At 38.5% G+C, this 22,239-nt stretch carries 24 protein-coding genes; 9 read left to right on the top strand and 15 right to left on the bottom strand.

Going from position 1 to position 22,239, the window contains the following annotated elements:
- Positions 1–286: 286 nt before the first annotated feature.
- From B0B05_RS02410 to B0B05_RS02435, 6 genes are all read right to left on the bottom strand, one after another.
- Positions 287–844, bottom strand: coding sequence for a TlpA family protein disulfide reductase (locus B0B05_RS02410; protein ID WP_076781909.1), 558 nt, complete (start codon positions 842–844; stop codon positions 287–289).
- A 38-nt stretch (positions 845–882) separates the two neighbouring features.
- Positions 883–1,734, bottom strand: coding sequence for a KPN_02809 family neutral zinc metallopeptidase (ypfJ, locus tag B0B05_RS02415; RefSeq protein WP_076781910.1), 852 nt, complete (start codon positions 1,732–1,734; stop codon positions 883–885).
- 161 nt (positions 1,735–1,895) lie between these two features.
- On the bottom strand, positions 1,896–2,387 hold the full coding sequence (gene ribH / locus B0B05_RS02420; protein ID WP_076781911.1) for a 6,7-dimethyl-8-ribityllumazine synthase: 492 nt from the start codon (positions 2,385–2,387) through the stop codon (positions 1,896–1,898).
- A 4-nt stretch (positions 2,388–2,391) separates the two neighbouring features.
- Positions 2,392–3,096 (bottom strand): tetratricopeptide repeat protein, encoded by a 705-nt coding sequence (locus B0B05_RS02425; RefSeq protein ID WP_076781912.1) that lies wholly within the window; start codon positions 3,094–3,096, stop codon positions 2,392–2,394.
- An 81-nt stretch (positions 3,097–3,177) separates the two neighbouring features.
- Positions 3,178–3,714, bottom strand: a complete 537-nt coding sequence (locus tag B0B05_RS02430) for an adenine phosphoribosyltransferase (protein ID WP_076781913.1) — start codon at positions 3,712–3,714, stop codon at positions 3,178–3,180.
- A gap of 1 nt (position 3,715) precedes the next feature.
- Entirely contained in the window at positions 3,716–4,888 is a 1,173-nt protein-coding gene (locus B0B05_RS02435; RefSeq protein ID WP_076781914.1) for a DUF6694 family lipoprotein, read from the bottom strand.
- Between the two features lie 150 nt (positions 4,889–5,038).
- Here B0B05_RS02435 and B0B05_RS02440 point away from each other — a divergent pair, with 150 nt between their 5' ends.
- The 4 genes from B0B05_RS02440 to B0B05_RS02455 are packed head-to-tail and all read left to right on the top strand — an operon-like array spanning position 5,039 to position 7,407.
- A complete protein-coding gene (locus B0B05_RS02440) occupies positions 5,039–5,464 on the top strand; it encodes a RapZ C-terminal domain-containing protein (RefSeq protein WP_076781915.1) in 426 nt (141 codons plus the stop codon).
- On the top strand, positions 5,461–6,174 hold the full coding sequence (locus tag B0B05_RS02445) for a nucleotidyltransferase family protein (RefSeq protein ID WP_076781916.1): 714 nt from the start codon (positions 5,461–5,463) through the stop codon (positions 6,172–6,174). The genes B0B05_RS02440 and B0B05_RS02445 overlap by 4 nt, the downstream gene beginning before the upstream one ends.
- A complete protein-coding gene (locus tag B0B05_RS02450) occupies positions 6,171–6,881 on the top strand; it encodes an LOG family protein (RefSeq protein ID WP_076781917.1) in 711 nt (236 codons plus the stop codon). The genes B0B05_RS02445 and B0B05_RS02450 overlap by 4 nt, the downstream gene beginning before the upstream one ends.
- A 52-nt stretch (positions 6,882–6,933) precedes the next feature.
- Positions 6,934–7,407, top strand: a complete 474-nt coding sequence (locus tag B0B05_RS02455) for a DUF6702 family protein (RefSeq protein WP_076781918.1) — start codon at positions 6,934–6,936, stop codon at positions 7,405–7,407.
- A 41-nt stretch (positions 7,408–7,448) separates the two neighbouring features.
- Here the strand turns inward: B0B05_RS02455 and B0B05_RS02460 are convergent, their stop codons facing one another.
- The 8 genes from B0B05_RS02460 to B0B05_RS02495 all read right to left on the bottom strand — a co-directional run bounded on the left by B0B05_RS02460 (position 7,449) and on the right by B0B05_RS02495 (position 16,305).
- Complete coding sequence (locus B0B05_RS02460) at positions 7,449–8,186, bottom strand: sulfite exporter TauE/SafE family protein (protein ID WP_076781919.1); 738 nt, start codon at positions 8,184–8,186, stop codon at positions 7,449–7,451.
- Positions 8,177–8,626, bottom strand: coding sequence for a FixH family protein (locus B0B05_RS02465; protein WP_076781920.1), 450 nt, complete (start codon positions 8,624–8,626; stop codon positions 8,177–8,179). Before B0B05_RS02465 ends, B0B05_RS02460 begins: the two co-directional genes overlap by 10 nt.
- 8 nt (positions 8,627–8,634) lie before the next feature.
- Positions 8,635–10,089 carry a cytochrome c oxidase accessory protein CcoG gene (gene ccoG, locus B0B05_RS02470; RefSeq protein WP_076781921.1) on the bottom strand — a complete coding sequence of 485 codons (1,455 nt, stop codon included), beginning with the start codon at positions 10,087–10,089 and terminating at the stop codon, positions 8,635–8,637.
- A gap of 115 nt (positions 10,090–10,204) precedes the next feature.
- On the bottom strand, positions 10,205–11,083 hold the full coding sequence (locus B0B05_RS02475; protein ID WP_076781922.1) for a cbb3-type cytochrome c oxidase N-terminal domain-containing protein: 879 nt from the start codon (positions 11,081–11,083) through the stop codon (positions 10,205–10,207).
- An 18-nt stretch (positions 11,084–11,101) separates the two neighbouring features.
- A complete protein-coding gene (locus B0B05_RS02480) occupies positions 11,102–11,314 on the bottom strand; it encodes a cytochrome C oxidase Cbb3 (RefSeq protein ID WP_076781923.1) in 213 nt (70 codons plus the stop codon).
- A 13-nt stretch (positions 11,315–11,327) separates the two neighbouring features.
- On the bottom strand, positions 11,328–13,613 hold the full coding sequence (ccoN, locus tag B0B05_RS02485; protein WP_076781924.1) for a cytochrome-c oxidase, cbb3-type subunit I: 2,286 nt from the start codon (positions 13,611–13,613) through the stop codon (positions 11,328–11,330).
- Between the two features lie 15 nt (positions 13,614–13,628).
- Entirely contained in the window at positions 13,629–13,817 is a 189-nt protein-coding gene (ccoS, locus tag B0B05_RS02490) for a cbb3-type cytochrome oxidase assembly protein CcoS (RefSeq protein WP_076781925.1), read from the bottom strand.
- A gap of 109 nt (positions 13,818–13,926) precedes the next feature.
- Complete coding sequence (locus tag B0B05_RS02495) at positions 13,927–16,305, bottom strand: heavy metal translocating P-type ATPase (protein ID WP_076781926.1); 2,379 nt, start codon at positions 16,303–16,305, stop codon at positions 13,927–13,929.
- Positions 16,306–16,400: 95 nt separating this feature from the next.
- On the opposite strand from B0B05_RS02495, the gene B0B05_RS02500 reads away from it, so the two are divergent.
- The 5 genes from B0B05_RS02500 to B0B05_RS02520 all read left to right on the top strand — a co-directional run bounded on the left by B0B05_RS02500 (position 16,401) and on the right by B0B05_RS02520 (position 19,989).
- A complete protein-coding gene (locus tag B0B05_RS02500) occupies positions 16,401–17,114 on the top strand; it encodes a Crp/Fnr family transcriptional regulator (protein WP_076781927.1) in 714 nt (237 codons plus the stop codon).
- Between the two features lie 107 nt (positions 17,115–17,221).
- Entirely contained in the window at positions 17,222–18,037 is an 816-nt protein-coding gene (gene panB, locus B0B05_RS02505; protein WP_076781928.1) for a 3-methyl-2-oxobutanoate hydroxymethyltransferase, read from the top strand.
- A gap of 142 nt (positions 18,038–18,179) precedes the next feature.
- On the top strand, positions 18,180–18,956 hold the full coding sequence (locus B0B05_RS02510) for a carboxylesterase family protein (RefSeq protein WP_076781929.1): 777 nt from the start codon (positions 18,180–18,182) through the stop codon (positions 18,954–18,956).
- A gap of 9 nt (positions 18,957–18,965) precedes the next feature.
- On the top strand, positions 18,966–19,292 hold the full coding sequence (locus tag B0B05_RS02515) for a hypothetical protein (protein WP_076781930.1): 327 nt from the start codon (positions 18,966–18,968) through the stop codon (positions 19,290–19,292).
- Between the two features lie 4 nt (positions 19,293–19,296).
- Complete coding sequence (locus B0B05_RS02520; RefSeq protein WP_076781931.1) at positions 19,297–19,989, top strand: RluA family pseudouridine synthase; 693 nt, start codon at positions 19,297–19,299, stop codon at positions 19,987–19,989.
- Positions 19,990–20,043: 54 nt separating this feature from the next.
- On the opposite strand, the gene B0B05_RS02525 is transcribed toward B0B05_RS02520, so the two are convergent.
- Positions 20,044–22,203 (bottom strand): outer membrane beta-barrel protein, encoded by a 2,160-nt coding sequence (locus tag B0B05_RS02525; RefSeq protein ID WP_076781932.1) that lies wholly within the window; start codon positions 22,201–22,203, stop codon positions 20,044–20,046.
- Between the last annotated feature and the right edge of the window lie 36 nt (positions 22,204–22,239).

The raw sequence follows: 22,239 nt of genomic DNA on the forward strand, positions 1-22,239 counted from the left end.
CAATAGAGGGTCTTCCTTCTTTTGAAAATAAACCCTCGAACTCAGCTTCTATTTTATCCCAAGAAATCTCATGCGCTAATTTTACAAGTGGATGATCCATATTAATAAGCTCGGTAAGTCTGGTCTTGAATAAATTTTGCTGTAAATCCTGTTTTATTTTTCCTAACATTTTGCCACTTTTTATACCCTAAAAATACGATTTTCTGCAATTTTATACAACATTTTTAAGCGAAATTTGATAATAAAATATTGAATATCAAATCGTTGTATTTATTTTAAGGAATGACTACTTAGTCACGTTATCAATAAATTCCAGTATCGATTCTTTACTCCAGTCCATTGAACTGTCTTCCTTTTTTAGAATTCGGCCATCTTTCGCAATCAGATAGGTTGTCGGGAAGGCGGAAGGTAAAATTTTAGGGTCAAGTGGGCTCTCTGCGATATAAACCGGCGCAGTATAATTATTATCTTTCAAAAACTTTCTTACCGCTTCCTCCTGATCCTGCATAGCAATCAGGGCAAATTCTACTTTGTCTTTTCGCAGATCATACAGTTTTTGTATTGTGGGCCATTCCGTCCTGCACGGCGGGCACCAAGTCCCCCAAAAATTAAGAAACAACACCTTGCCCCGCAGATTTTTGACATTAGTACTGTTTGTATTGATTCCCTTAAGATCAATATCCAAAACCGCATCACTCAGCGTTGTGTCGTTGTTAATCTTTTGCACTGTTGGGCTCATTGCGATCTGCTCTGTTACAAAATCACGTAAAGGTTTAATAAGCGCAAATGCAGACAAAACAACGATTAATACGATGTAAATTATATTTTTTTTGAAAAAATTCATTATATATTTTCTATAGATTGAAGGCCAGCAGATACAGCTTATTTTAATAGGGCGTTAAAGGTATCTCCTTGCCTGATATCGCCCGTGTTGTAACCTTTCATAAACCATTCTTCCCGTTGCGCAGAAGATCCGTGGGTAAAACTTTCCTGGTTAACATAACCCTGTGCTCTTTTCTGGATGTTATCGTCGCCTACTGCTGCGGCTGCACCCATAGCTTCCTGAATATCACCTGGCTCAAGGAATTTTTCGCGGGTTTCAGTTTGTTTCGCCCACACCCCGGCGTAGAAGTCTGCCTGCAACTCTGTGGCAACAGATACTTTATTCATTTCTGCTTCCGGATAACGGCCACTCTGCCGCAGGGCATTAGTTTTGTCAAGGGTTCCCAGCAGATTCTGAATATGATGACCGTATTCGTGGGCAAGGACGTAAGCTACCGTAAACTGGCCTACTTTGGCACCGAATTGTTGCTGAAGTTCATTAAAGAAACTCATATCCATATAAATCGTCTGATCTACCGGGCAGTAGAATGGCCCCATCTCAGACTGGGCAGTACCACATCCTGATCTGGTTGTGTTCTCAAACATTACCACTTTGGCAGGCGTAAACTGAATCCCGTTCTGGCTAAATACTTTTGCCCAGGTTTCTTCGTTTTCTGCAGTCAGCATTCGGACCAACTCGCGAACGCTAAGTTCTTCCTGAGTCAGGGTTCTCTGTTCAGTTTGGGTTTGTGTAGAGCTGCTGTTATTGAGAATAGCCGATGGATCTCCGCCTAAGAAAAAAACGATGGCCGCAATAATGATTGTTCCCAATCCGCCACCTACAAGTGCACCACCACCGCCGCTTCCTCTTCTGTCATCTACATTATCACTTCTGTCGTTAGTCCATTTCATAACTTGAAAATTTGTGTTTTAAAATTAGCAAATTCTTTTTGATATAAAAGAAAATATTTAGAACATGCTTTAGTCCAATGATTCTTTTTGAGGATAAAAATAGCTAAACAAAAAGATAAAGCCTTCGGCAAAGTCTGGATCAACTAATATTTGTTAATTCCCTAAAATTTAGTTGTTTTGTTATTAAAGTCTATCATCCTCAGCGCCGTTGTGGCTGCTTCTACACCTTTATTGCCCAGAATACCGCCGCTTCTGGCAATAGACTGCGCTTTGGTATCATCTGTTAATACACAAAAAATGGTTGGTGTATTGGTTAGGATATTACAATCTTTAATGCCTTGCGTAACGCCGGAACAAACGTAATCAAAATGCGGGGTCTCTCCACGGATTACATTTCCAATAGCAATAACAGCCGCAAACCTGTTGGATTTACATAGCTTCATGCTGGCGAAACTGAGTTCAAAGGTGCCCGGGACATAATAGATATAGATATTCTCCTCTTTGATGCCTTCTGCTTTCAGCGTATCCAAAGCGCCATCACGAAGGTTGAAGGTTACAAAATCATTCCACTCAGAAACAACAATGCCGATTGAATATTCATCGGCATTGGATATGTTAAGTGGCTTGTAATCGGAAAGATTGGTAGTTGCCATTTATTTAATAATATTTTGTCATTTCTATAAAAGCATCGGATTGGCCATTGTCATAATCCTGGTATTTCTCGTCTATAGCCGAAAAATACTTTTTAGCATCAGCATTTTTCTTAAGTGCCAAAGCCAGCATGCCCGCTTTTTTTGTAAAGTAATAAGATGTGTAAGGATCATCAGAAACAGAAGATGCTTTATCTGCAAGGGTTAACGCATCATCACTTTTATTAAGGTTGGACAGGCAATCGGCCATTGCACCATACTTAAGCGCGACCAAAATTTTGTTGTCTGAACTGAAGTTATCTAATAAATCGTAAGCTTTCTGATAATTGCCTTTTTTGAATTCTATCAAACCCGCATTGTAAGCAGACAATTTTCCTGCTTTTGTGCTGGAAAAGTCGTTATATGTTCCTAAAAAACCTGGGTTGGCAACTGATTTACCACCTAAAGCAAGGTCCTCTTTACCATCGGCAAGATTTTTTTGTGCGGCAAGATAACTTTTGGTAGCTTCCTCGTTTTGTGGCTCCAGGATAAACTGTTGGTAACCAAACCATCCCAAAACAGCAACGATTAAAATCCCAAAACCAATAGTTAGCTTCTTAGAATTTTTTTCTAAAAATGATTCTATATTAAGTGCTTCTTTATCAAGATCTTTAAAGAATTCTACTGTTTCTTTACCTTCGCGTTCTTGTTTTTTGTTATGCAGATCTGCCATAATGATGTTATAAATGAAGTGCAAATTTAATGCTTTACTTTTGATTTGCAAAAACTTCTTTTTCTGTTAGTTAAATTATTATTAATATTGAAGAATTGAATAAACTTCTGCATCAAATTTCTGAAGTCTCTCTTTCCCTTTTAATGCTTCTAAATCAATCAAAAAGCTGAATTGAGCAGGGATTGCGCCTTGCTTAGCAACTAATTTGGCTGCCGCTTCTGTCGTGCCGCCTGTAGCCAGCAGATCATCGTGGATGAGGATGCGCTGTCCCGGCTTTAGATGCCCGGTTTTCATCTCTATTTCCGCAGAGCCATATTCCAGGTCATATTTTTCCCCTACAAATGGCGGAGGTAGTTTTCCTGCCTTTCTGATCAGTACAAAAGGGACATCCAGTGCTACGGCTATTGCGATACCGAAAAGGTAACCACGACTCTCGATTCCGCATACTGCATCAATCTTTCCACGGCTGAAGTCTGCAAGATCGGCAATCACTTCTTCATATAATTTTGGTTGGAGAAAAATAGGGCAGATGTCTTTGAACTGGATCCCTGGAATTGGGAAATCCGGGACGTTTTCTATTGTTTCTTCGAGTTTTTTAATTAGTTCTAAAGATGCCATTTTATTTTTGAGAATTATTAATTTTATAAGTCGTAATCTTCCAGTTGTTGTTAACCGCTTTTAATCCGTAGGTGACATTAAGAGAAGTCGTTTTACCGTTTTTGTCTGTCACATCATAGGTGACGTTCACATTGGCCGAATTATCTTTGTGATAAGGAACAGCGATGTTTTTCACATTGATATTTTTAACAGAGCCAAAACCAGAATTGGGATTGGAGAATCTCTCATAAGAACCCCAGTTTGGATTTTCTGATGCATCAAACGCTGCTCTTAGATTCTGGGAAGATATATTGCTGAGGAATTTGCTGACAGCAGCCTTCGGGTCACCAGTTGCTTTTGGAGTTGTGGTTGGTGCTGGCGGGTTTTCTAATCCCGGCGCAGCCTCTGGGATTTGATTAACCTGAGTAGAATCGCTTGTTACCGGTGCTGGTGGCGTATAAAGTGCATTGCCATTCACAGGGATGCCTGTTTTTATCATCTGCAAAACTTTTTTGGTAGTTTTAACGCTTAGCTTGATATCAATTTTATTCTCAAAGATCTTTTCTTTTGGGAGTTTTGCATACAGAATTGTAAATCCTCTGAAAGCAGGATCCTGCATTAGGTTTTTAGATGTTGAGAGTTTTGTGCCGCCGCTGGACACTTCCATCACCGTTTCCAGAGCTGCACCTTCAAACTCGACACGGTTGCCGTTGTTATCTACCAATTGTGGAACAATGATTAATCCCTTAGAACCTGTAAGGCTGTCGCCGGCAATATTTCTTACAACAATGTTTAGCGCTGCAGCGTCTATGTCGTTAGGGTCTTTTTCAGAAGCGACTTCGTTTCCAAAAATGTTCATCTCACCCAAACTTGGCGGTGCGGTGCTGCTCCACGCAATTCCGTTTTTTTGCGCTACCTGATCTGCCATAGCAAAGATCTCAGCCGTATTTTTACCGTCCAGAAGTTTTCCGAGAGCCGCAATCTCTGCAACATCGCCATCGGCCTCTACGCCAAATGTCTTGAGGATGTAGAGCGCTTCATTAAATTTTACCTGCTTAAGTGTAGGCAGGCTGGAAGCCATATCATTAATACTTTCCTGAAAACTTTTGCGGCTGCTGCCATCAACACTTGTCTTTTTGCAGCCGACCATCAATACCAGCAGCATCGAAAAAATTGCGTATTTTATGTATTTCATTTTCAATGAGATTTATTTCTAAAAATAGTCAATCTTTGTGATTCACTGAGTTAAAAACCAATTAATGTGCAAAATTAAATTTAAAATTTATAATTCGCTGATTTTTCAAAGAAAATTAAAAAAAGTAACTTTACAAAAAATTAGATTTTAATGCAGAAAAAATTGATTGTTGATATTCACAGTTTTTCTTACAAAAAAGGAGGTATACCAAAAGATGAATCAGGTAACGGTGGCGGTTTTGTTTTTGACTGCCGTGGTATTTTGAATCCGGGAAGAATTGAAGAATACAAATCACAAACGGGAAGCGATCCTGGCGTTCAGGAATTTTTAGAAAATCAAACAGAGATGCCGGCGTTTCTCAAATTAGTTCAGGGCATCGTTTCTATTAATATAAAAAATTATTTAGGCAGAGGTTTTGAGCATCTGCAAATCAATTTTGGCTGCACTGGAGGCCAGCACCGCTCGGTATATGCCGCCATCAAAACTGCAGCTTTTATAAAGAATCATTTTCCTGAAGCGGAGGTTAACCTGCATCATGATGAACAGTTGCATCTTAATCCCGCCACTACTGTATGAAAGCACTAATTTTTGCGGCAGGACTGGGAACCAGACTGAAGCCTTTTACAGACTCGCATCCAAAGGCCTTGGCAATAGTCAATAATAGGACACTTTTGGAACGGAATATCAAATATCTGCAGAGTTACGGGATTAATGATTTTGTCATTAATATCCACCATTTTGGAGGCCAGATTTTAGCTTTTTTGGCTGAGAATGATAATTTTGGAGCTAACATCGAGATATCCAATGAATCCGAAGAACTGTTGGAAACCGGTGGCGGACTGCTTTTTGCAAAACGTTTTCTGGAAAATGAAGCTTCTTTCCTGATTATGAATGTTGATATATTAACAGATCTCAACATCAGCAATTTTGTAAAGCATCATCATAGCAAAGGCAGGATGATTACATTGGCCGTATCGGACAGGAATAGTACCAGAAAATTATTGTTTAACGATCAGATGCTTCTCAAAGGATGGAAAAACCTTATCAATAATCAGAAAAAAGTGGTTGGCGGAATTTTTAAACTGAGAGAATTAGCATTCAGTGGAGTCCATTGTGTAAATTCGGAGATTTTTGAGAAGATATCCAGAACGGGTAAATTTTCTATTATGGATGAATATATGGACTTTATGAAGGATGATTTGATTATTGGATATCAGCATACTGCCAACTTGATAGATGTAGGCAAACCGGAATCAATTGCCGAAGCAGAAAAATTTTTTAAATGACACAAGAGGATAACGAGAAAAAACTGCACGAGAGCCTGAGGCAGAAGACCTGGGACGAAACAGTGACCAAAGACAGCTGGATGGTTTTCAAAATCATGTCAGAATTTGTAGATGGTTATGAGAAAATGGCCAAGATAGGACCGTGTGTCTCTATCTTCGGTTCCGCCAGGCTAAAGCCGGAAAGCTATTATTATAAGATGGCTTCTGAGATCGCGAAGAAAATTACAGAGATAGGTTTTGGCGTGATTACCGGAGGCGGACCGGGCATTATGGAGGCGGCTAACCGTGGTGCCAATGGTAACGGGAAATCTATAGGCCTTAATATCGATTTGCCGTTTGAGCAGCATTTTAATCCTTATATCGATAAGGGCTATAACATGAATTTTGACTACTTTTTTGTAAGAAAAGTGATGTTTGTAAAATACTCGCAGGGTTTTATTGTGATGCCTGGCGGATGGGGTACTTTGGATGAACTTTCTGAAGCCTTAACTCTGATACAGACCAACAAGATTGGCAGATTCCCGATTGTATTGGTGGGAAGCGAGTTTTGGGGCGGTTTGCTGGACTGGTTTACAAATACATTACTCAAAGAAGGGCTTATTGCTGAGCACGATCTTTCACTCTTCCGCGTTGTGGATAATGCGGATGAGGCGGTTGCCCATATCAAGGCATTTTATGATAAATACTCGGTAAGTGTCAACTTTTGATGTGGCATATAATTTGAGCAAATATTAAATATTATTGAAATAAATTTACACGATGAAAAAATCAATTTTTATATGGTCTTTTGGGGTTCTATTACTCGGTTTGTGCAGTTTTGCAACAGTCGACTTTTTTTCCTCCATGACCAAGGTGGATTACATAGATGGTACCAAAACACTCAAGTTTACAACAAAGCTGAATACATCACATATCTCTCAGGCTGTTAAAATAGACCCTGCAACGGCGGGCTTTGAAGCTGAAGTTAAAAAGTATGTGAACAACAGTGTGGATGTTAGCATCAACGGATCTCCCAAAGCGCTTACTTTTACAGGTAGTCAGGTGAACGGGGAAACAGTCTGGGTTTATTACGAGATAGGAAATGTGCCTGATATCAGTAGCCTCAAAATCAGGAATAGCCTGTTGATAGGTACTTTTCCCAAACAGGTCAATATCATGAATATTACTTACAAAGGAAATCTTAAAACCATCAACTTCCAGAAAGGTAAAGAATCTTCTGAAGTTAATTTTTAGTAAAAAAAGATCAGCAATTTTAATGCTGATCTTTTTTTTATCTAATGGCAATGTGAGTGGTCCATCCCTTTTCCGCTGCCCGGTTGCTGGATGTGCATAGCTTCGGATCGTGGCGATACATACGGTATCCCCAGCTCTAGACCCCTGAGAACAAATAATCCTCCCAGGCAGATCATCATCACAGGAATGACTCTCAAAATTTTTACCCGGAATGCCGTTGTGATAAAATTCCCTAAGAAAACTACGGCAAACATAAAAGGAAAAGTACCTAGCCCGAATAAGAACATAAATAAAGCACTTTGCCAAATCCCACCGGATGCCAGTGATGCCGTTAAGGCCATATAAACCATGCCACAAGGCAAGAATCCGTTCAGAAGGCCTGTCGCAAAACGGGACTTATAATCCTGGCGCTGCAATATTTTACCAAGTTGCATTTTTACCTTTAGTAAAGCTTTTGAAACAAAAGGTATTCTGGCTGCAAAATCTTTACCTCCAAACGATGACACCGCCATTACAATGAGCAAAATCCCTACTGCTACCGTTAAGTACTGCTGAAATCCTGCAAACTCAAAACTCTGGCCAATAATCCCTAAGATTGCACCAAGAATAGAGTAGGTGAGGATTCTGCCTAATTGATAGGTGACATTCTGAAGGTAAAAATTAGCCTTTTGATTTTTGGTAAGTCCCATAGACAGTGCAATTGGCCCACACATCCCAATGCAGTGGAACCCTGAGGCAAAGCCCAGGCCTAATGCTGATATGATAAGTGCTATTTCCATAAGATATCATAATCTACCTGATAATTCGTTTTATTTTCTGCCCATTTCAGTTTCAGTGTGTAGGAGCCTGCTGAAATAACTTTTTTAGGAATGAGGAAAACATTGTGCTGCAAAGAAATTTCCTTTTTTACATCCAGATTAGAATCATTAGTTCGGAAAAGAACAAAATCAACCTTGTCTCCGTCCACTTTTATATCTTGAGGGAACTTGATCATAATGCCCTCTTTTGTTGCAGTGTATATTGGCAGTTCCTTTAGTTTAGTAGCATTGTTCTTGGCATCAATTACTTTTTGGTATTCCAGTTCTTCTTCATAATAATTGTTACTTATCATTTCAGAATTCTGTTTCCCCATTGGGAAGATCAGGATCAGGAATAATATAAATATGATAAAGCATCCCAGAGCAATGGCAAGCCCGTGTCCCCAATGTAACTTTTTCATTGTTTTAATTAAAATTGAAATTTAAAAGGTCCTTCAAAATAAGTCGTGTATTTGTCCAGCAATTCACCATTCATATCATATACACCAAGTGTCAGATTTTGCTTAGACAGTTTTATCTGGCTTTGCGGGAAACTCACATTAATGGTTCCTTTTACCATGGCATCACGTTTCATTACAATTTTTTCAGATCCGCCACCAGATGTAATCTCACCGTTGGCAGGCTCAATAATTTTAATGACAACAGTTTTTGTTTCATTAGATTTGTTAAGGAATGTATAGTTGTAAGTATTGGTGATTTTGCCATCTCTTACAAAAAATGTGGATCCCGGTGGTTTTAGGAATTTGGCTTCCATATCACCACGGTTATACAATAAAAATCCTAAGAAACCGATTAAGAAGACGAGAACAGCGGTGTAAGCTTTCATCTTCGCGGTAAATTTAAATTTTTCCTGATTTTCAATTTCCTTCTCAGAAGCGTATCTAATGAGGCCTGGCGGTAATCCCACTTTCACCATAACTTCGTCACAAGCATCTATACAAGCCGTACAGTTAACGCATTCCATTTGAAGGCCATTCCTAATGTCTATCCCGGTAGGGCATACAACAACGCACTGTTTACAATCGATGCAATCGCCTTTGCCGGCAGCAGCCCGGTCTTCACCTTTTTTCCATTTGGACCGGTTTTCGCCTCTTTTATAATCGTAGAATACGTTGATAGTTTCTTTATCAATCAGTACGCCCTGTAGCCTGCCATAAGGACAAACCATGGTGCAAACCTGCTCTCTGAACCATGCAAATACAAAGTAGAATGCTGCGGTAAAGAGAATCATCACCAGGAAGTTGGTTGGCTTAGCAAACGGGCCTTCCTGCATTATTTTAAAAACCTCTTCATAGCCCACGATATACATAAACATGATGTGGGTAATGATTAAGGATATCAATATAAAAATAGCCCATTTAAGGGACTTTTTCCAGATTTTTTCTGAGGTCCAGGGTTGGTTATCCAGTTTTATCTGTTTGTTTCTGTCACCTTCTATGGCATATTCTACTTTCCGGAAGATCATTTCTAAAAAGATCGTCTGTGGACAAATCCACCCACAAAAAATCCTTCCAAAAGTTACCGTAAAAAGGATGATAAAGACAAGAGAGGTGATGGCACCCAAAGCCAGAATAAAAAAATCCTGTGGATAAAATGGTTGCCCAAAGATGAAGAACTGCCTGTCTATTATATTGAAAAGTAATAATGGATTTCCATTGAATTTGAGGAATGGCAGTGTAAAATAGATAATTAATAAAACTATACTGACAATTACTCTGTAGTTGGTATATTTTCCCTTAGGCTTTCTTGGATAAACCCATTGTCTTTTTCCGGTGTTATCCATTGTACCAACAGAGTCCCGAAATGTTTCGGCTTCTGCCACCCAACTTTCAGCTTCGTTATACTTTTTTTCTGTTGTACTCATAAGTTATGGATAAAAAAAAGAGATCGCCAGGAAAATAGCTGTAATTAAGCTTTTTCCAAATACCAGTCCCAAGGCAGGACGGTATTTTTTGACAATCTCTCTTGTATGTTAAAAATTATTTTTCCCAGTGTGCCTCTGTACCTTGTGGTGCAGCACCTCCCTGAGCTGGCGTAATTGGCGCCTGTTCCTGATTAATGTGATATACATATGCTGCTACATTTTGCATATCAAAACCAGATACTACACCATTTTTACCCCATGCCTGCATGGTAGGATTGTTTTTACTACCGTTATCCACCATGTAAAACACATTTTTGAAAAGCGTTTTTTCCGGTTGATTGATCCAATAGTTATCTGTTAAGTTTGGCCCGATACCACCTTTACCACCTTCACCATGGCAAGATACACAGTTGGTTTCGAAAACTTGTTTACCAGCCTCTACATTATCTTCGGAAAAAACAGCTGTTTCCAATGTTGGCTGTGTTACGGTTTTCATATACTCATCTACTGCCGCAATCTGCTCTTTATATTCTTGGTCATACTCTTTGTATGGATGAGCAAAGTCTGTTAGGAAATATGATGAAACATATAACACACAATACGCTATACCGAAGTAGAATAGGCCCAACCACCATTTTGGAAGCTGATTATCTAGCTCCATAATACCGTCAAATCCATGATCGATAAGGATGTCTTTTTCTTCTTTCTCTGATTGACTTTTGAATGCACCATTCCACAGATATTTAAAATAAGGTATTTTTTTCTCTGTAAGATATGCGGCTTTTTCTCCATCTGTCAATTTTTTGAATTTCTCATTCTCGATAAGATCGCCAATGGCTGTTTGGATAAATACAACGATAATACTTATAAGCGCCGTACCCAGGAAATACTTGGATGTTAAAAAATCGGATGTTTGGGAGAACATGTAAAAGACTACAAGCAATAATCCTAATACAATTAGAATATTAATATAAACAGGGGTTCTTCTTTTCATGATTGATTATCTTTTAAGTTACAAAGTTTTGTTGTTATCATCTTGCAGATCATCTTCTGAATCATCTTCCAATGGAAGGTTCTCCTCTTCTTTATAATATTTTTTTGGACGGTTAATTACAATGTAAACAACAACCAAAAAGAACAGTATAAAGATGATCATAGCCAATGTCTGGAAAAATCCGGCATTTTCTACGCTAGAGACAATATCTTTAAAACTTTGAGGAATCATTTTTTATAAAAATTTAATTACTGGCAGTTTTAACTTCTGTAGTTTTGATATCTGTCCCTAGTCTTTGCAGATAAGAAATCAATGCTACAATTTCTCTTTTTTCCAACGGAACAAATTTTTCACCAGCTTTGGTTTTATTAGCCTTAGCCTCTGCAAATGATTTTTTAACATCGTCTGCTTCGGCAAAAACATTTTTAACAATACCACTTGCCTGATGATTCATCCAGCTATCAACACTGTCTACCTGAGCCTGTGTGTACGGAACATCGAATGTGTTTTTCATCAGTTCTATCTTAGCTTTGCTCTTGCTTCTGTCCAGCGTATTTTCAATCAACCAAGGATATCTAGGCATGATAGAACCTGCAGATGTAGATCTTGGGTTATACATATGTTTGAAATGCCAAGAATCTGGTCTTACACCACCTTCTCTCTGTAAGTCCGGCCCAGTTCTTTTGGAACCCCATAGGAATGGCCTGTCATAAACAAACTCTCCGGCTTTGGAATACTGCCCGTTTTTACCGTTAAATCTTACAACCTCATCTCGGAAAGGACGTATCATTTGAGAGTGGCAGGCATTACAACCTTCTCTGATATAGATATCTCTTCCCTCAAGCTCTAGTGGAGAATAAGGCTTAACCGCCGATATGGTAGGTACGTTGTCTTTTACAAAAATGGTAGGTAAGATCTCCATAGCACCACCGATTGCCAGTGCAATGAAAGCAAAAATTGATAAGAATAATGGTGTTCTTTCCAACCAAAGGTGGAATGTTTCACCTTCTTTTCTGCCTTTATTGATTTTTGCCAATGCAGGAGCTTCAGCAGGAACTTCTTTTTGGAATGATCCGCTTCTGGCTGTTGCAATAACATTGACAACCATAAGACAAGCACCAAGAAAATATAGTAAACCTCCTACAAATCTCAATTTAAAGTAAGGCAGAATAGCTGTTACAGTATCCAACCAGTTTTTATAAACCAATGTTCCGTCTGGGTTAAACTGTTTCCACATCAGACCTTGTGTGAAACCAGAAATGTATAAAGGAACGGCATAGAATATAATCCCTAAAGTACCCAACCAGAAATGCCAGTTAGCTAATTTTACAGACCATAATTTGGTTCTCCACATTACGGGGATAAGGTAGTAGATCACCCCAAAAGCCATAAAACCATTCCATCCAAGGGCACCAAGGTGAACGTGACCAATAACCCAGTCTGTATAGTGACCTACCTTGTTAACCGTTTTTGTCGCTAATAGTGGTCCTTCAAAAGTGGCCATACCATAACAGGTAACCGCGACAACAAAGAACTTAAGTACAGGGTTTTCCCTTACTTTATCCCAAGCTCCTCTCAGTGTCAGCAAACCGTTAAGCATACCTCCCCAAGATGGTGCAATTAGCATGATTGAGAAACCTGTACCTACAGCCTGAGCCCAAGCTGGTAGTGCTGTATATTGTAAGTGGTGAGGTCCTGCCCAGATATAAACAAATATAAGTGACCAGAAGTGGATAATAGATAATTTATAAGAAAATACCGGTCTGTCTGCGGCTTTTGGTACGAAATAATACATCATACCCAATACAGGAGTCGTCAATACAAATGCCACCGCATTGTGACCGTACCACCATTGTACCAAAGCATCTTTCACACCAGCGTAGGCAGAATATGATTTCCAGCCCGCAAAGGATAGAGGAACTTCCAAGTTGTTGAAGATGTGAAGCATGGCAATAGCCACCCACGTTCCTATATAGAACCATATGGCCACATACAAATGCCTTACTCTTCTTACGGCGATAGTACCAAACATGTTAATACCAAAGATGACCCAAACTACCGTAATCAATATATCGATAGGCCATTCGTGCTCTGCATATTCTTTAGAGGTATTGATACCCATAAAGAAAGTAATTACTACAGATACAATCATCAGCTGCCATCCCCAGAAATGAATCCACGACAGTGTATCACTCCACATTCTGGTTTTTAGAAGTCTTTGCATAGAGTAATAAGCTCCAGCAAAGAAAGAGTTACAGACGAATGCGAAAATTACCGCACTTGTATGCAGCATTCTAATACGTCCAAAACCAAATGCACCCTGCGAATTGATTAGTCCCTGAAGACCGCCCGTTCGCAATGTGTGAATGGTGGGGTCATCTGTTCCCAGAAAAAACTCTGGTAATTCAGGATAAAATAATAACAACGCAGCGGTAAGTCCTAATAAAAAACCTACAATGCCAAAAATGATTGTCGCAATAAGAAAGGCGCGAACAATACTGTTGTCATAACTAAACTTTTGTGTTTCCATATCTACAAATAGCAATTATTCTTTATTATCTTTTTCTGGAGTGATCTCTTTCTCCTCATCTTTAACCTCGTCATCAAACAGAATCCGCACTGCAGGCGATTCATCATCTTCAAACTGTCCTTTTCTTGCTCCAATAATAAAAATTACCAAGAATATAACAGCGAGTGAAACGCTGCAGACAATCATTAAATATAGGATCTCCATTTGTGGTACAAATTTACGTTAAAAAGAGTTCCCAAATTTAGTTAAAATTACTGACTTTGGTCAGAAGGGAGTAATTTAGGATAATTTATAATGACTCTAAATAAAATTATTAGAGGTTTATTTTAAAATATTTCGAACTCCTAATCCATGTTGATAGTGTAGTAAATGTAACCACGGTAATGGAACTAATAGGCATAAAGATAGCGGCGAACAATGGGTGCATTTTTCCCGATACTGCAAATCCAATACCAATAACATTGTAGCAGAGACTGATCACAAAAGTGATTTTTACAATCCTGATGGCGTCTTTGGACAGCTTAAGATATTTATCCAGTTCCGGGATTTTGTCGCCGGTCATAATGACATCAGAGGCTGGGGTAAAAGTGTTGCTGTCGTCTGCAATGGCTATTCCAACATTGCTTTGTTTTAAGGCTCCGGCATCATTAAGGCCATCACCCAGCATGGCTACTTTCTCGCCTTTATCCTGTAATTCTTTGATAAAATCCAGTTTATTTTCCGGATTTTGGTTAAACTTCATTGCAGAAGCTGTGGGAATCAGTTTTTCCAGAATAGGCTGCTCCGAGGCATTGTCACCACTTAGGATATTGATTTTGTAATGTTTAAGGTTTTTGAAAAGTTGAGAAAGATTTTCTCGGTATTCATTTTTGAAAACAAATTTCCCCAAAAAGGCATTGTCTTTACTAATGTACACTGCTGTTTCAAGATTTAAGGCCTTCTGTCCGGTGAAACTCGCAGATCCGATCTTGTAGTTGCTGCTTCGTACTTTTGCCTGATAGCCTTTGCCTGATATTTCTTCAAAATCAGTTATGTCAAAATAGTCGTCATTCATCTCAAGAAAATCATAAAGCGATTTTGATAGTGGATGGTTCGAGTTTTTGAGCAGGGACTTAATATTCTTCAGGTCAAAATCCGTTATCTCATTACCAACAAAATGGATGTTGGTTTTTTTATTTTCTGTGATGGTGCCGGTCTTGTCAAATACAAGGGTATCAACCTTGGCAAGCCTCTCGATGGTTAAAGTGTCTTTTACATAAAACTTGTTTCTGCCCAGTATCCTCATAATATGCCCAAAGGTAAATGGTGCAGAGAGTGCCAGCGCGCAAGGGCAAGCAACAATCAGTATAGCTGAGACCACTTGGAACATTTTTTCCATATCAATCCTGGACCAGTAGATCCCGGCAACCAATGTAATCCCCAATACAACAAACGTAAAATACTTACTGATCGTGTTTGTCATGGTATCCAGGCCGTTTTCAAATTTTTTGAATGCCTCTTTGTTCCAGAGTTGCGTCAGGTAACTCTGGTCAACACTTTTGATAACTTCCAGCTCCAGTACAGATCCTGACTGTTTGCCTCCGGCGAATATTTTGTCGCCTGGTTTTTTTGTAATATAAGCAGACTCGCCGGTAATAAAACTGTTATCTATGTTGCCTTCCCCTTTTATAAGAATAGCATCTACCGGGATGATCTCCTGGTTCCTTACCATGATCCTGTCTCCAACAGCTAATTCCGAAAGCAGGATATTCTCCTGTTTGCCATCAAAATCAACTTTGGTAACGGCAATCGGGTAAAAAGATTTGTAATCTCTGTCATACGACAGTGAGTTGTATGTTCTTTTCTGAAAAGTTTTCCCCAGTAACATAAAGAAAAGCAGCCCGCAAAGGGTGTCAAAGTAGCCAGGGCCGTAATCAGTCACCACTTCGTAGACGCTTCTGCCGTACAGTACAAAAATTCCTAAAACAATGGGCACATCAATATTGACGATTTTGTTTTTCAGGCCATACCATGCCGATTTGTAATAGTCAGACGCGGAATAAAATACCACCGGCGTGGCCAGAAGGAACATGATGAGCCGGAACAGATTCTTGTAAGAATGCAGCCAGACATCGTTACCGGAGATGTATTCGGGGAAGCTGAAGAACATCCCGTTACCAAATGCAAAACCTGCCACAGCCAGTTTTACAAGAAGGCTTTTATCGAGATTATCATGTTTTTTATCAGCGGTTTCCAGGTTAATCACCGGTTTGTAACCAAGATTGGTCAGGAATTTTGCGAGTTCGCTAAGCTTAAGTTCTTCATCTTTAAAAGAAACCTGAAGGGTTTTTCTGGTAAAATTGACCTGAGAATACTTAATGCTTTTATTGATATTATGCAGGCTTTCCAATAGCCAGATGCAGGATGAGCAGTGGATAACAGGTATTTTGAATGTGACGAGTGTTGTTCCGCCCTCAGAAAAGTCTACAATTTTGGAAGAGATTTCAGGTGTGTCAAGATACTCAAACTGTGTCGTGTTGTCGTCACTTGGCCTTACACCGGAATTTTTATTGATTTTATAAAAATTATCGAGATTATGGACGTTCAGGATTTCGTAAACAGATTGGCATCCGTTGCAACAAAAGACTTTGTCGTCAAAAAGAATACGCTCTTTATCGATTTTCTGACCGCAGTGAAAGCATTGTTCTGCCATTAAAAAATTCTCAGATATTTGGATGACAAAATTACGCCAAAAATCTTTGTCGGTCGTGTTAAAAAGTCTTATTTTTGCTGATAAATGTCATAGATATGTCTCTTGAACAGCAATTGGTTATAGAAGAAAACTTCTCAAAAGCTTTTAACAAAGAATCCTTGCGCAGCAGCTTGTCTGCGGAGGACTTTGAATCTTATAAAAAAGCCCTTAAAAATCTTGAATTCGCAAAAGGTGATATCGTTTTTGAAGACGGTGAGTCGCCAAAAGGCGTTTATTATATAGAAAAAGGAACTGCCAAATTGTCTAAATCCGGAGTATATGGTAAAGATCAGATCCTTAGGTTTTGTAAAGACAAAGATCTTATTGGTTACCGTTCTTTGCTGTGTGGTGAAAATTTCCAGGCTAAGGCAGAAGCCATGACATCAATGAAAGTTCAGTTTTTACCGGCTGATATTTTTCTGCATCTGCTGGAAGTTGATCCTAAACTGTCTTATGCCATGTTGCAAAAGATTGCTTATGAGTTGGGAGAATCAGCCAATACGGTTACCTTTCTTGCACAGAAAACAGTGAGGGAAAGATTGGCCGAGATCCTGATTTTGCTTGAACAAAAATTAGGAATCGACCCAGAAGGTTTTATCAAAATATCTTTGACAAGGGAAGAAATTGCCAACCTAATCGGGACGGCTACGGAAAGCGCCATCCGCCTTATCTCGGAATTCAAACAAGATGATATGATTGTTGTGGAAGGCAGAAATATCAAGATCCTCAACAGAGAAAAATTAATCAAATTAGGACACGTGGTTATATAAATGGTAAGAGATGAATGATAATTGATAGCACTTTGTCATTCAAAATCTTTACTTAAATCATTTTCATCTTTTCCACCATTAATTACTATAATTCATCATTCAAAATCATGTCTGTACATTCAGAAATAAAAAAAATTACGACAGAGACCTTACGAAAAATGAAATTCGATAAGGAAAAAATCACCATGCTCACAGCTTACGATTTTACAACGGCGAAAATGGTAGATGCGGGCGGTGTAGATGCTATTCTTATTGGCGACTCTGCGGCCAATGTAATGGCCGGTTTCGAAACAACTTTGCCCATCACGCTGGACCAGATGATTTATCATACACAATGCGTGGTTCGTGGTGTAGACCGGGCTTTGGTTGTCGCGGATCTACCTTTCGGGACTTATCAGAGCAATCCGGAAAAAGCGCTGGAATCTGCGGTCAGAATGATGAAAGAGGGCGGTGCTCATGCCGTTAAAATCGAAGGTGGGAAGGAGATTGAAGAATCTATCAGAAAGATCGTGAATGCTGGGATTCCTGTTTGCGGGCATCTTGGTTTGACACCACAAAGTATTTATCAGTTCGGAACCTACAAAGTTCGGGCAAAAGAAGAAGCTGAGGCAGAAAAATTGATTGCGGACTGTCAGCTGCTAGAAGAGTTAGGCTGCTTTGCTGTAGTTTTGGAAAAAATTCCTGCAGCGCTGGCAAAAAAGGCCTCCGAAAGTATCTCGATCCCAACTATCGGGATTGGTGCGGGGCCGGACTGTGATGGTCAGGTTTTGGTTTATCACGATATGGTCGGGATGAATCAGGGTTTTTCTCCAAAATTTCTGAGAAGGTATCTGGATTTGTATTCTGAAATAACAGGTGCGGTATCACAATATGTGAAAGATGTAAAAAGTTCAGATTTTCCTAATGACAAGGAGAGTTATTAAAATTAATTCAAAATAAAATTAGCCCTTTCAGAACTCGAACTCTGAAAGGGTTTTATTTAAAATACTATCAATATTGAAGTTGCTCAAAGTTTCATTGCTGTTATCCGGAATCCTATTTCTGTTTTCTTGTACTTCGCAGAAAATGAAATATGGAATAAGGACGGAATTCCGAGACAAAGCCGATTCTCTGCAATCTTTAGCTAGAATCAGATATATCAAAAGCCTGGACTATTCTGATTTCAAAGCTGGTAAATTTAAAAATGGAAATGTGGATCTGAATTATCGTTTTCTGAAACCGAAGAAAATCGAACAGGACAAAAAATATCCATTGATCTTAGTGTTCCATGGTTCAGGTGCAGTAGGAACCAATAATACTGCTCAAATGGGTCTATTGTCCAAAATGTGGCTTCTTCAGGAAAATAGGGAAAAGTATCCTGTTTATGTTTTATCTCCGCAATTCCCTGTCCGCTCGTCAAATTATCATCTTGACGAATCAAGAAATGTAAAGGTTTCTCAATCTAATGAGTATCTTGATTTAGTTTTGAAATCGGTAGATTCTTTAATCATTAATGAAAATATTGATCCGAACAGAATCTACGTCATGGGATTCTCTATGGGAGGCGCAACAACCTCCAATGCGATATCCAAAAGGCCGGATTTGTTTGCGGCAGCAATCAATATATCGGGTATTTCTCAGTTTGATAAGATGGATTCGCTTCTCCAAATGCCTATTTGGATTGTCCACGGAAGTTTGGATACCGATAATTTCCCTCAAAGTAATTTTAAATTTTTTGATGAGATGAAACCAAAAGGCAAAGTTGTTATTTGGGAATTTAAAGACAAATACCACAACAATATTCTCTCTGCCGAATTGGTAGATCGAATTCCGAAATGGCTTTTTAAGCAAATTAAACCGTAAATTCACAAAATGAAAAATTCTCAAACCATACAAGGTGTTTTGTCTGTGCTGGCACTCATTTGCCTTGCAGTAGGCTGGATCAATATATTCTCCCCAGAGATTACGGACTTACTATATAACCGTTTATTTTACATTCTTATAGGTCTTAGTTTCGTATTTCAGGCGCAAGCTTTTCTCAACAAAAAGTTTGTTTATCTGATGTATGTCGCTGCCGGATTGTGTATTGTTGGTTCGTTTTTACCGATAGATTCTCCATTGGCAAAGATTAAAACAATAGGTCTTTTTGCAGGCGTTATTATTTCGGTGTTTAACAGACAAAGAATTCAAAGAAATTAAGATTATGCTTCAGGATTTTTCGGAAGATCAGATCGTTTATGAAGACAACCACATGCTGGTGGTTAACAAAAAAGCCGGGCAACTCGTCCAAGGTGACAAAACCGGAGATGAGTCTCTGCTGGAATCTGTCAAAAATTTTATCAAAAAAAGAGATAACAAACCTGGGAATGTTTTCCTTGGTTTAGTACATAGGATAGACAGGCCAACTTCCGGACTGGTGATCTATGCAAAAACGTCTAAAGCGCTTTCACGATTAACCCAAATGGTGAAAAATCGCGAAATCAAAAAAACCTATTGGGCAGTTGTTGGGAAAGAAATGATTCCCAATTCTCAAAGATTGGTTCATTACCTTAAAAAAAATGAGAAAAATAACAAAGCGATTGTCTTTCCAAAAGCTACAGAAGGTGCAAAAGAATCTATATTGACTTACAGTCTAATCAAGACTTTGGAAAATTATCTTTTGCTGGAAGTGGATTTGGAAACAGGAAGACATCATCAGATCAGAGCGCAACTTTCTAAAATTGGAGTTCCAATCAAAGGTGATTTGAAATACGGAAGTCAGCGTTCTAACCAAGATGGAGGAATTTCCCTTCACGCCAGAAAATTAGAATTTCTACATCCTGTCACTAAAGAAAATATTCAAATAACAGCTCCAGTTCCTCAGAATGATGCGGTTTGGAGAGCTTGTGAAGAATAAAACAAAAAGCCGAAGGAAATCAATCTTTCGGCTTTTTTTAATTTAAATTCTTATCTAAGGAGTTATAATTCCTCCACTAGAATCAGACGTGTTATTGTTCTTGATAAGATTCGGGTTCACTTTGGCTAATTTATTTTTGGTCGGAATTTTATAATTGAAAGAAATTCCGAATTTTCGGGTGTCGTTTTTGCTTGATAAAAGTACAGGACTCAAATCGTTTGGCGGAACAGAGTTGAAATAATTCTTATTCTGATTGAAAATATCATCTGCATAAAGCGAAACCGTAAGACGATCATTCATGAATTTTTTAGTCAGATTAATATCAAAAGATTGATTGAAAGGTTTGATGGCTTCAAAATAGAAATAATTTCCTTTGGTAATATGGCGGTAATTGGCTGTGAATTTGATGTCTTTTGGCAAAATAATCTGTGCCATTCCTCCAAAAACCCAGAATCCTTTGTTGTCCAGATCCGGAATTTCGTGTTTTTGATAATTGGTGTATAAATACAGAAAATTAATTTTATCCGGATTAAAATCAAACTTCAGCATCTCTTTCAGACTTTTGGTAAAAACCATAAAAGGAACCGGAATTCCCGCATTGAAGCTGTGGATTCTCATTTTTGGGATGTTGATATTGGTGTTTGTAATCAACAGGTCTTTTCTACCCACTTGTTGCGCAATATTGTTGTCGGAATAGCTGATGCTGTAGCTAAAAAAGGCATAATCAAAAGCCGAAATTTTGACCTCGAAGTTATCAAAAATGGTAGGTTGCAAATATGGATTTCCACTATAGTTAATGTTTTGATTATTGAAAATCGTATTGTTTGGATTGAGGAAAGAAATGTTTGGAAGGTTAATTTTCTTGTTATAATTCAAACCAAAATAGACATTTTTCATGAAATTATATTGCACGCTTGCATTCGGGAAAATCCGGAATTGATTGAACGGAACAAGATTTTTTTCTACAACAGCATTATTTTGCCAAATTCTCGTAATTCCGCTGATGTCATAGTTCTCTGCTCTGGCTCCTAGAATGAAATCGAATTTCTTTAGCTTAGATTGCAATTCTGCGTACATAGAAGAAGTTTGCCTTTGATAATCTAAATTTGTAATGATTTTATTATCGGTGTCAAAACTCAGTTTTTCATATAGGCCTCCAACACTTATTTTACCTTCGTCCAAAATTTTCAAAGGCTGGGAAAAATCCACCTTGAAGCTGTAAACATTTTGATTGGAAGCATTGGCAATATTGTTAACAGGATTGATGAAGCTTTTTTGAGCAAAATCTGTATTGTAATTATTGTAATTCAATTGGAAATCCAGCTTTTTGTTTTTGTCATCAAAGCGTTTTTGATAAGTAATAGTTGCTTCATTTCTGTTGACTAATGTATTGGCAAAATCCTCGGAATTAATTGGCGTAAGAATATTGTTAACCAAGCCAAAACCATTGCTGGAAATGGCGTTGTCATTATTATTTTTATTAAATTCATAGTTTAAAAGCAAACGATCTTCTCCCAAATCAAAAGTCATTGCGGCATTGGCAAAATAGCCTCTTCCAATTCTATCTGTAATGGTTTTTGAGAAATCATCCATCGTGCTCCATTGCGCACTTTCCCGATAGTTTTGTCCAAAATTAACTTGCCAACCAAAGTATTTGTTTCTGGCATTCAGACTGAGACTGTTCACAGTTCTGTTTCGGAATTTGTCATAATTGGTAAACGCATAGCTTCCGCTATAAGTTGCAGTAAGATAGCTTTTTGCGTTTTTGCTGGTAATGATATTAAGAATAGCGCCGCCGGAAGTTGCCGGAAATTCTGCGCCAGGTTGCGTGATGATTTCTATTCTTTCTATAGAATTTGCGGGCATTCCATCGAGAAAAGCAGTCAGCTCGTTGCTGGAGATATTCAGTGGTCGTCCATCCATGAAAACATCCAGCAATTTTCCCTGATACATCATTCCGGCAATATCTGTTGAAACCAAACCGGGAAGTTTTTTCAAGCCTTCCATCAATGTTCCGGAGTTGAGATTGGGTTGTTCAGAAAAGTCGAAAATCGTTCTGTCCGCCTTTTGTTCAACGGCTTTCTTCGTTTTGGTAATGGTTACTGTCTCAATTTGTTTTTCCTTGTTGTCTGTTTCTTTTTTAGGAGTTTCCTGAGCAAAGTAAATTTGACTTAAAAATAAAACAGATATTGCAAGAGTAGATTTTATCTTCATAGATTAGTTTATAAACAATTAGACATCACAAAACCG

The organism is Epilithonimonas bovis DSM 19482 (genome assembly GCF_900108115.1).
GTDB lineage: Bacteria > Bacteroidota > Bacteroidia > Flavobacteriales > Weeksellaceae > Epilithonimonas > Epilithonimonas bovis.

Excerpts from the sequence above, each read along its gene's own strand:
- B0B05_RS02410 (WP_076781909.1), bottom strand. The coding sequence starts at position 844 with ATGAATTTTTTCAAAAAAAATATAATTTACATCGTATTAATCGTTGTT.
- ypfJ (WP_076781910.1), bottom strand. The coding sequence starts at position 1,734 with ATGAAATGGACTAACGACAGAAGTGATAATGTAGATGACAGAAGAGGA.
- ribH (WP_076781911.1), bottom strand. The coding sequence starts at position 2,387 with ATGGCAACTACCAATCTTTCCGATTACAAGCCACTTAACATATCCAAT.
- B0B05_RS02425 (WP_076781912.1), bottom strand. The coding sequence starts at position 3,096 with ATGGCAGATCTGCATAACAAAAAACAAGAACGCGAAGGTAAAGAAACA.
- B0B05_RS02430 (WP_076781913.1), bottom strand. The coding sequence starts at position 3,714 with ATGGCATCTTTAGAACTAATTAAAAAACTCGAAGAAACAATAGAAAAC.
- B0B05_RS02435 (WP_076781914.1), bottom strand. The coding sequence starts at position 4,888 with ATGAAATACATAAAATACGCAATTTTTTCGATGCTGCTGGTATTGATG.
- B0B05_RS02440 (WP_076781915.1), top strand. The coding sequence starts at position 5,039 with ATGCAGAAAAAATTGATTGTTGATATTCACAGTTTTTCTTACAAAAAA.
- B0B05_RS02445 (WP_076781916.1), top strand. The coding sequence starts at position 5,461 with ATGAAAGCACTAATTTTTGCGGCAGGACTGGGAACCAGACTGAAGCCT.
- B0B05_RS02450 (WP_076781917.1), top strand. The coding sequence starts at position 6,171 with ATGACACAAGAGGATAACGAGAAAAAACTGCACGAGAGCCTGAGGCAG.
- B0B05_RS02455 (WP_076781918.1), top strand. The coding sequence starts at position 6,934 with ATGAAAAAATCAATTTTTATATGGTCTTTTGGGGTTCTATTACTCGGT.
- B0B05_RS02460 (WP_076781919.1), bottom strand. The coding sequence starts at position 8,186 with ATGGAAATAGCACTTATCATATCAGCATTAGGCCTGGGCTTTGCCTCA.
- B0B05_RS02465 (WP_076781920.1), bottom strand. The coding sequence starts at position 8,626 with ATGAAAAAGTTACATTGGGGACACGGGCTTGCCATTGCTCTGGGATGC.
- ccoG (WP_076781921.1), bottom strand. The coding sequence starts at position 10,089 with ATGAGTACAACAGAAAAAAAGTATAACGAAGCTGAAAGTTGGGTGGCA.
- B0B05_RS02475 (WP_076781922.1), bottom strand. The coding sequence starts at position 11,083 with ATGAAAAGAAGAACCCCTGTTTATATTAATATTCTAATTGTATTAGGA.
- B0B05_RS02480 (WP_076781923.1), bottom strand. The coding sequence starts at position 11,314 with ATGATTCCTCAAAGTTTTAAAGATATTGTCTCTAGCGTAGAAAATGCC.
- ccoN (WP_076781924.1), bottom strand. The coding sequence starts at position 13,613 with ATGGAAACACAAAAGTTTAGTTATGACAACAGTATTGTTCGCGCCTTT.
- ccoS (WP_076781925.1), bottom strand. The coding sequence starts at position 13,817 with ATGGAGATCCTATATTTAATGATTGTCTGCAGCGTTTCACTCGCTGTT.
- B0B05_RS02495 (WP_076781926.1), bottom strand. The coding sequence starts at position 16,305 with ATGGCAGAACAATGCTTTCACTGCGGTCAGAAAATCGATAAAGAGCGT.
- B0B05_RS02500 (WP_076781927.1), top strand. The coding sequence starts at position 16,401 with ATGTCTCTTGAACAGCAATTGGTTATAGAAGAAAACTTCTCAAAAGCT.
- panB (WP_076781928.1), top strand. The coding sequence starts at position 17,222 with ATGTCTGTACATTCAGAAATAAAAAAAATTACGACAGAGACCTTACGA.
- B0B05_RS02510 (WP_076781929.1), top strand. The coding sequence starts at position 18,180 with ATGAAATATGGAATAAGGACGGAATTCCGAGACAAAGCCGATTCTCTG.
- B0B05_RS02515 (WP_076781930.1), top strand. The coding sequence starts at position 18,966 with ATGAAAAATTCTCAAACCATACAAGGTGTTTTGTCTGTGCTGGCACTC.
- B0B05_RS02520 (WP_076781931.1), top strand. The coding sequence starts at position 19,297 with ATGCTTCAGGATTTTTCGGAAGATCAGATCGTTTATGAAGACAACCAC.
- B0B05_RS02525 (WP_076781932.1), bottom strand. The coding sequence starts at position 22,203 with ATGAAGATAAAATCTACTCTTGCAATATCTGTTTTATTTTTAAGTCAA.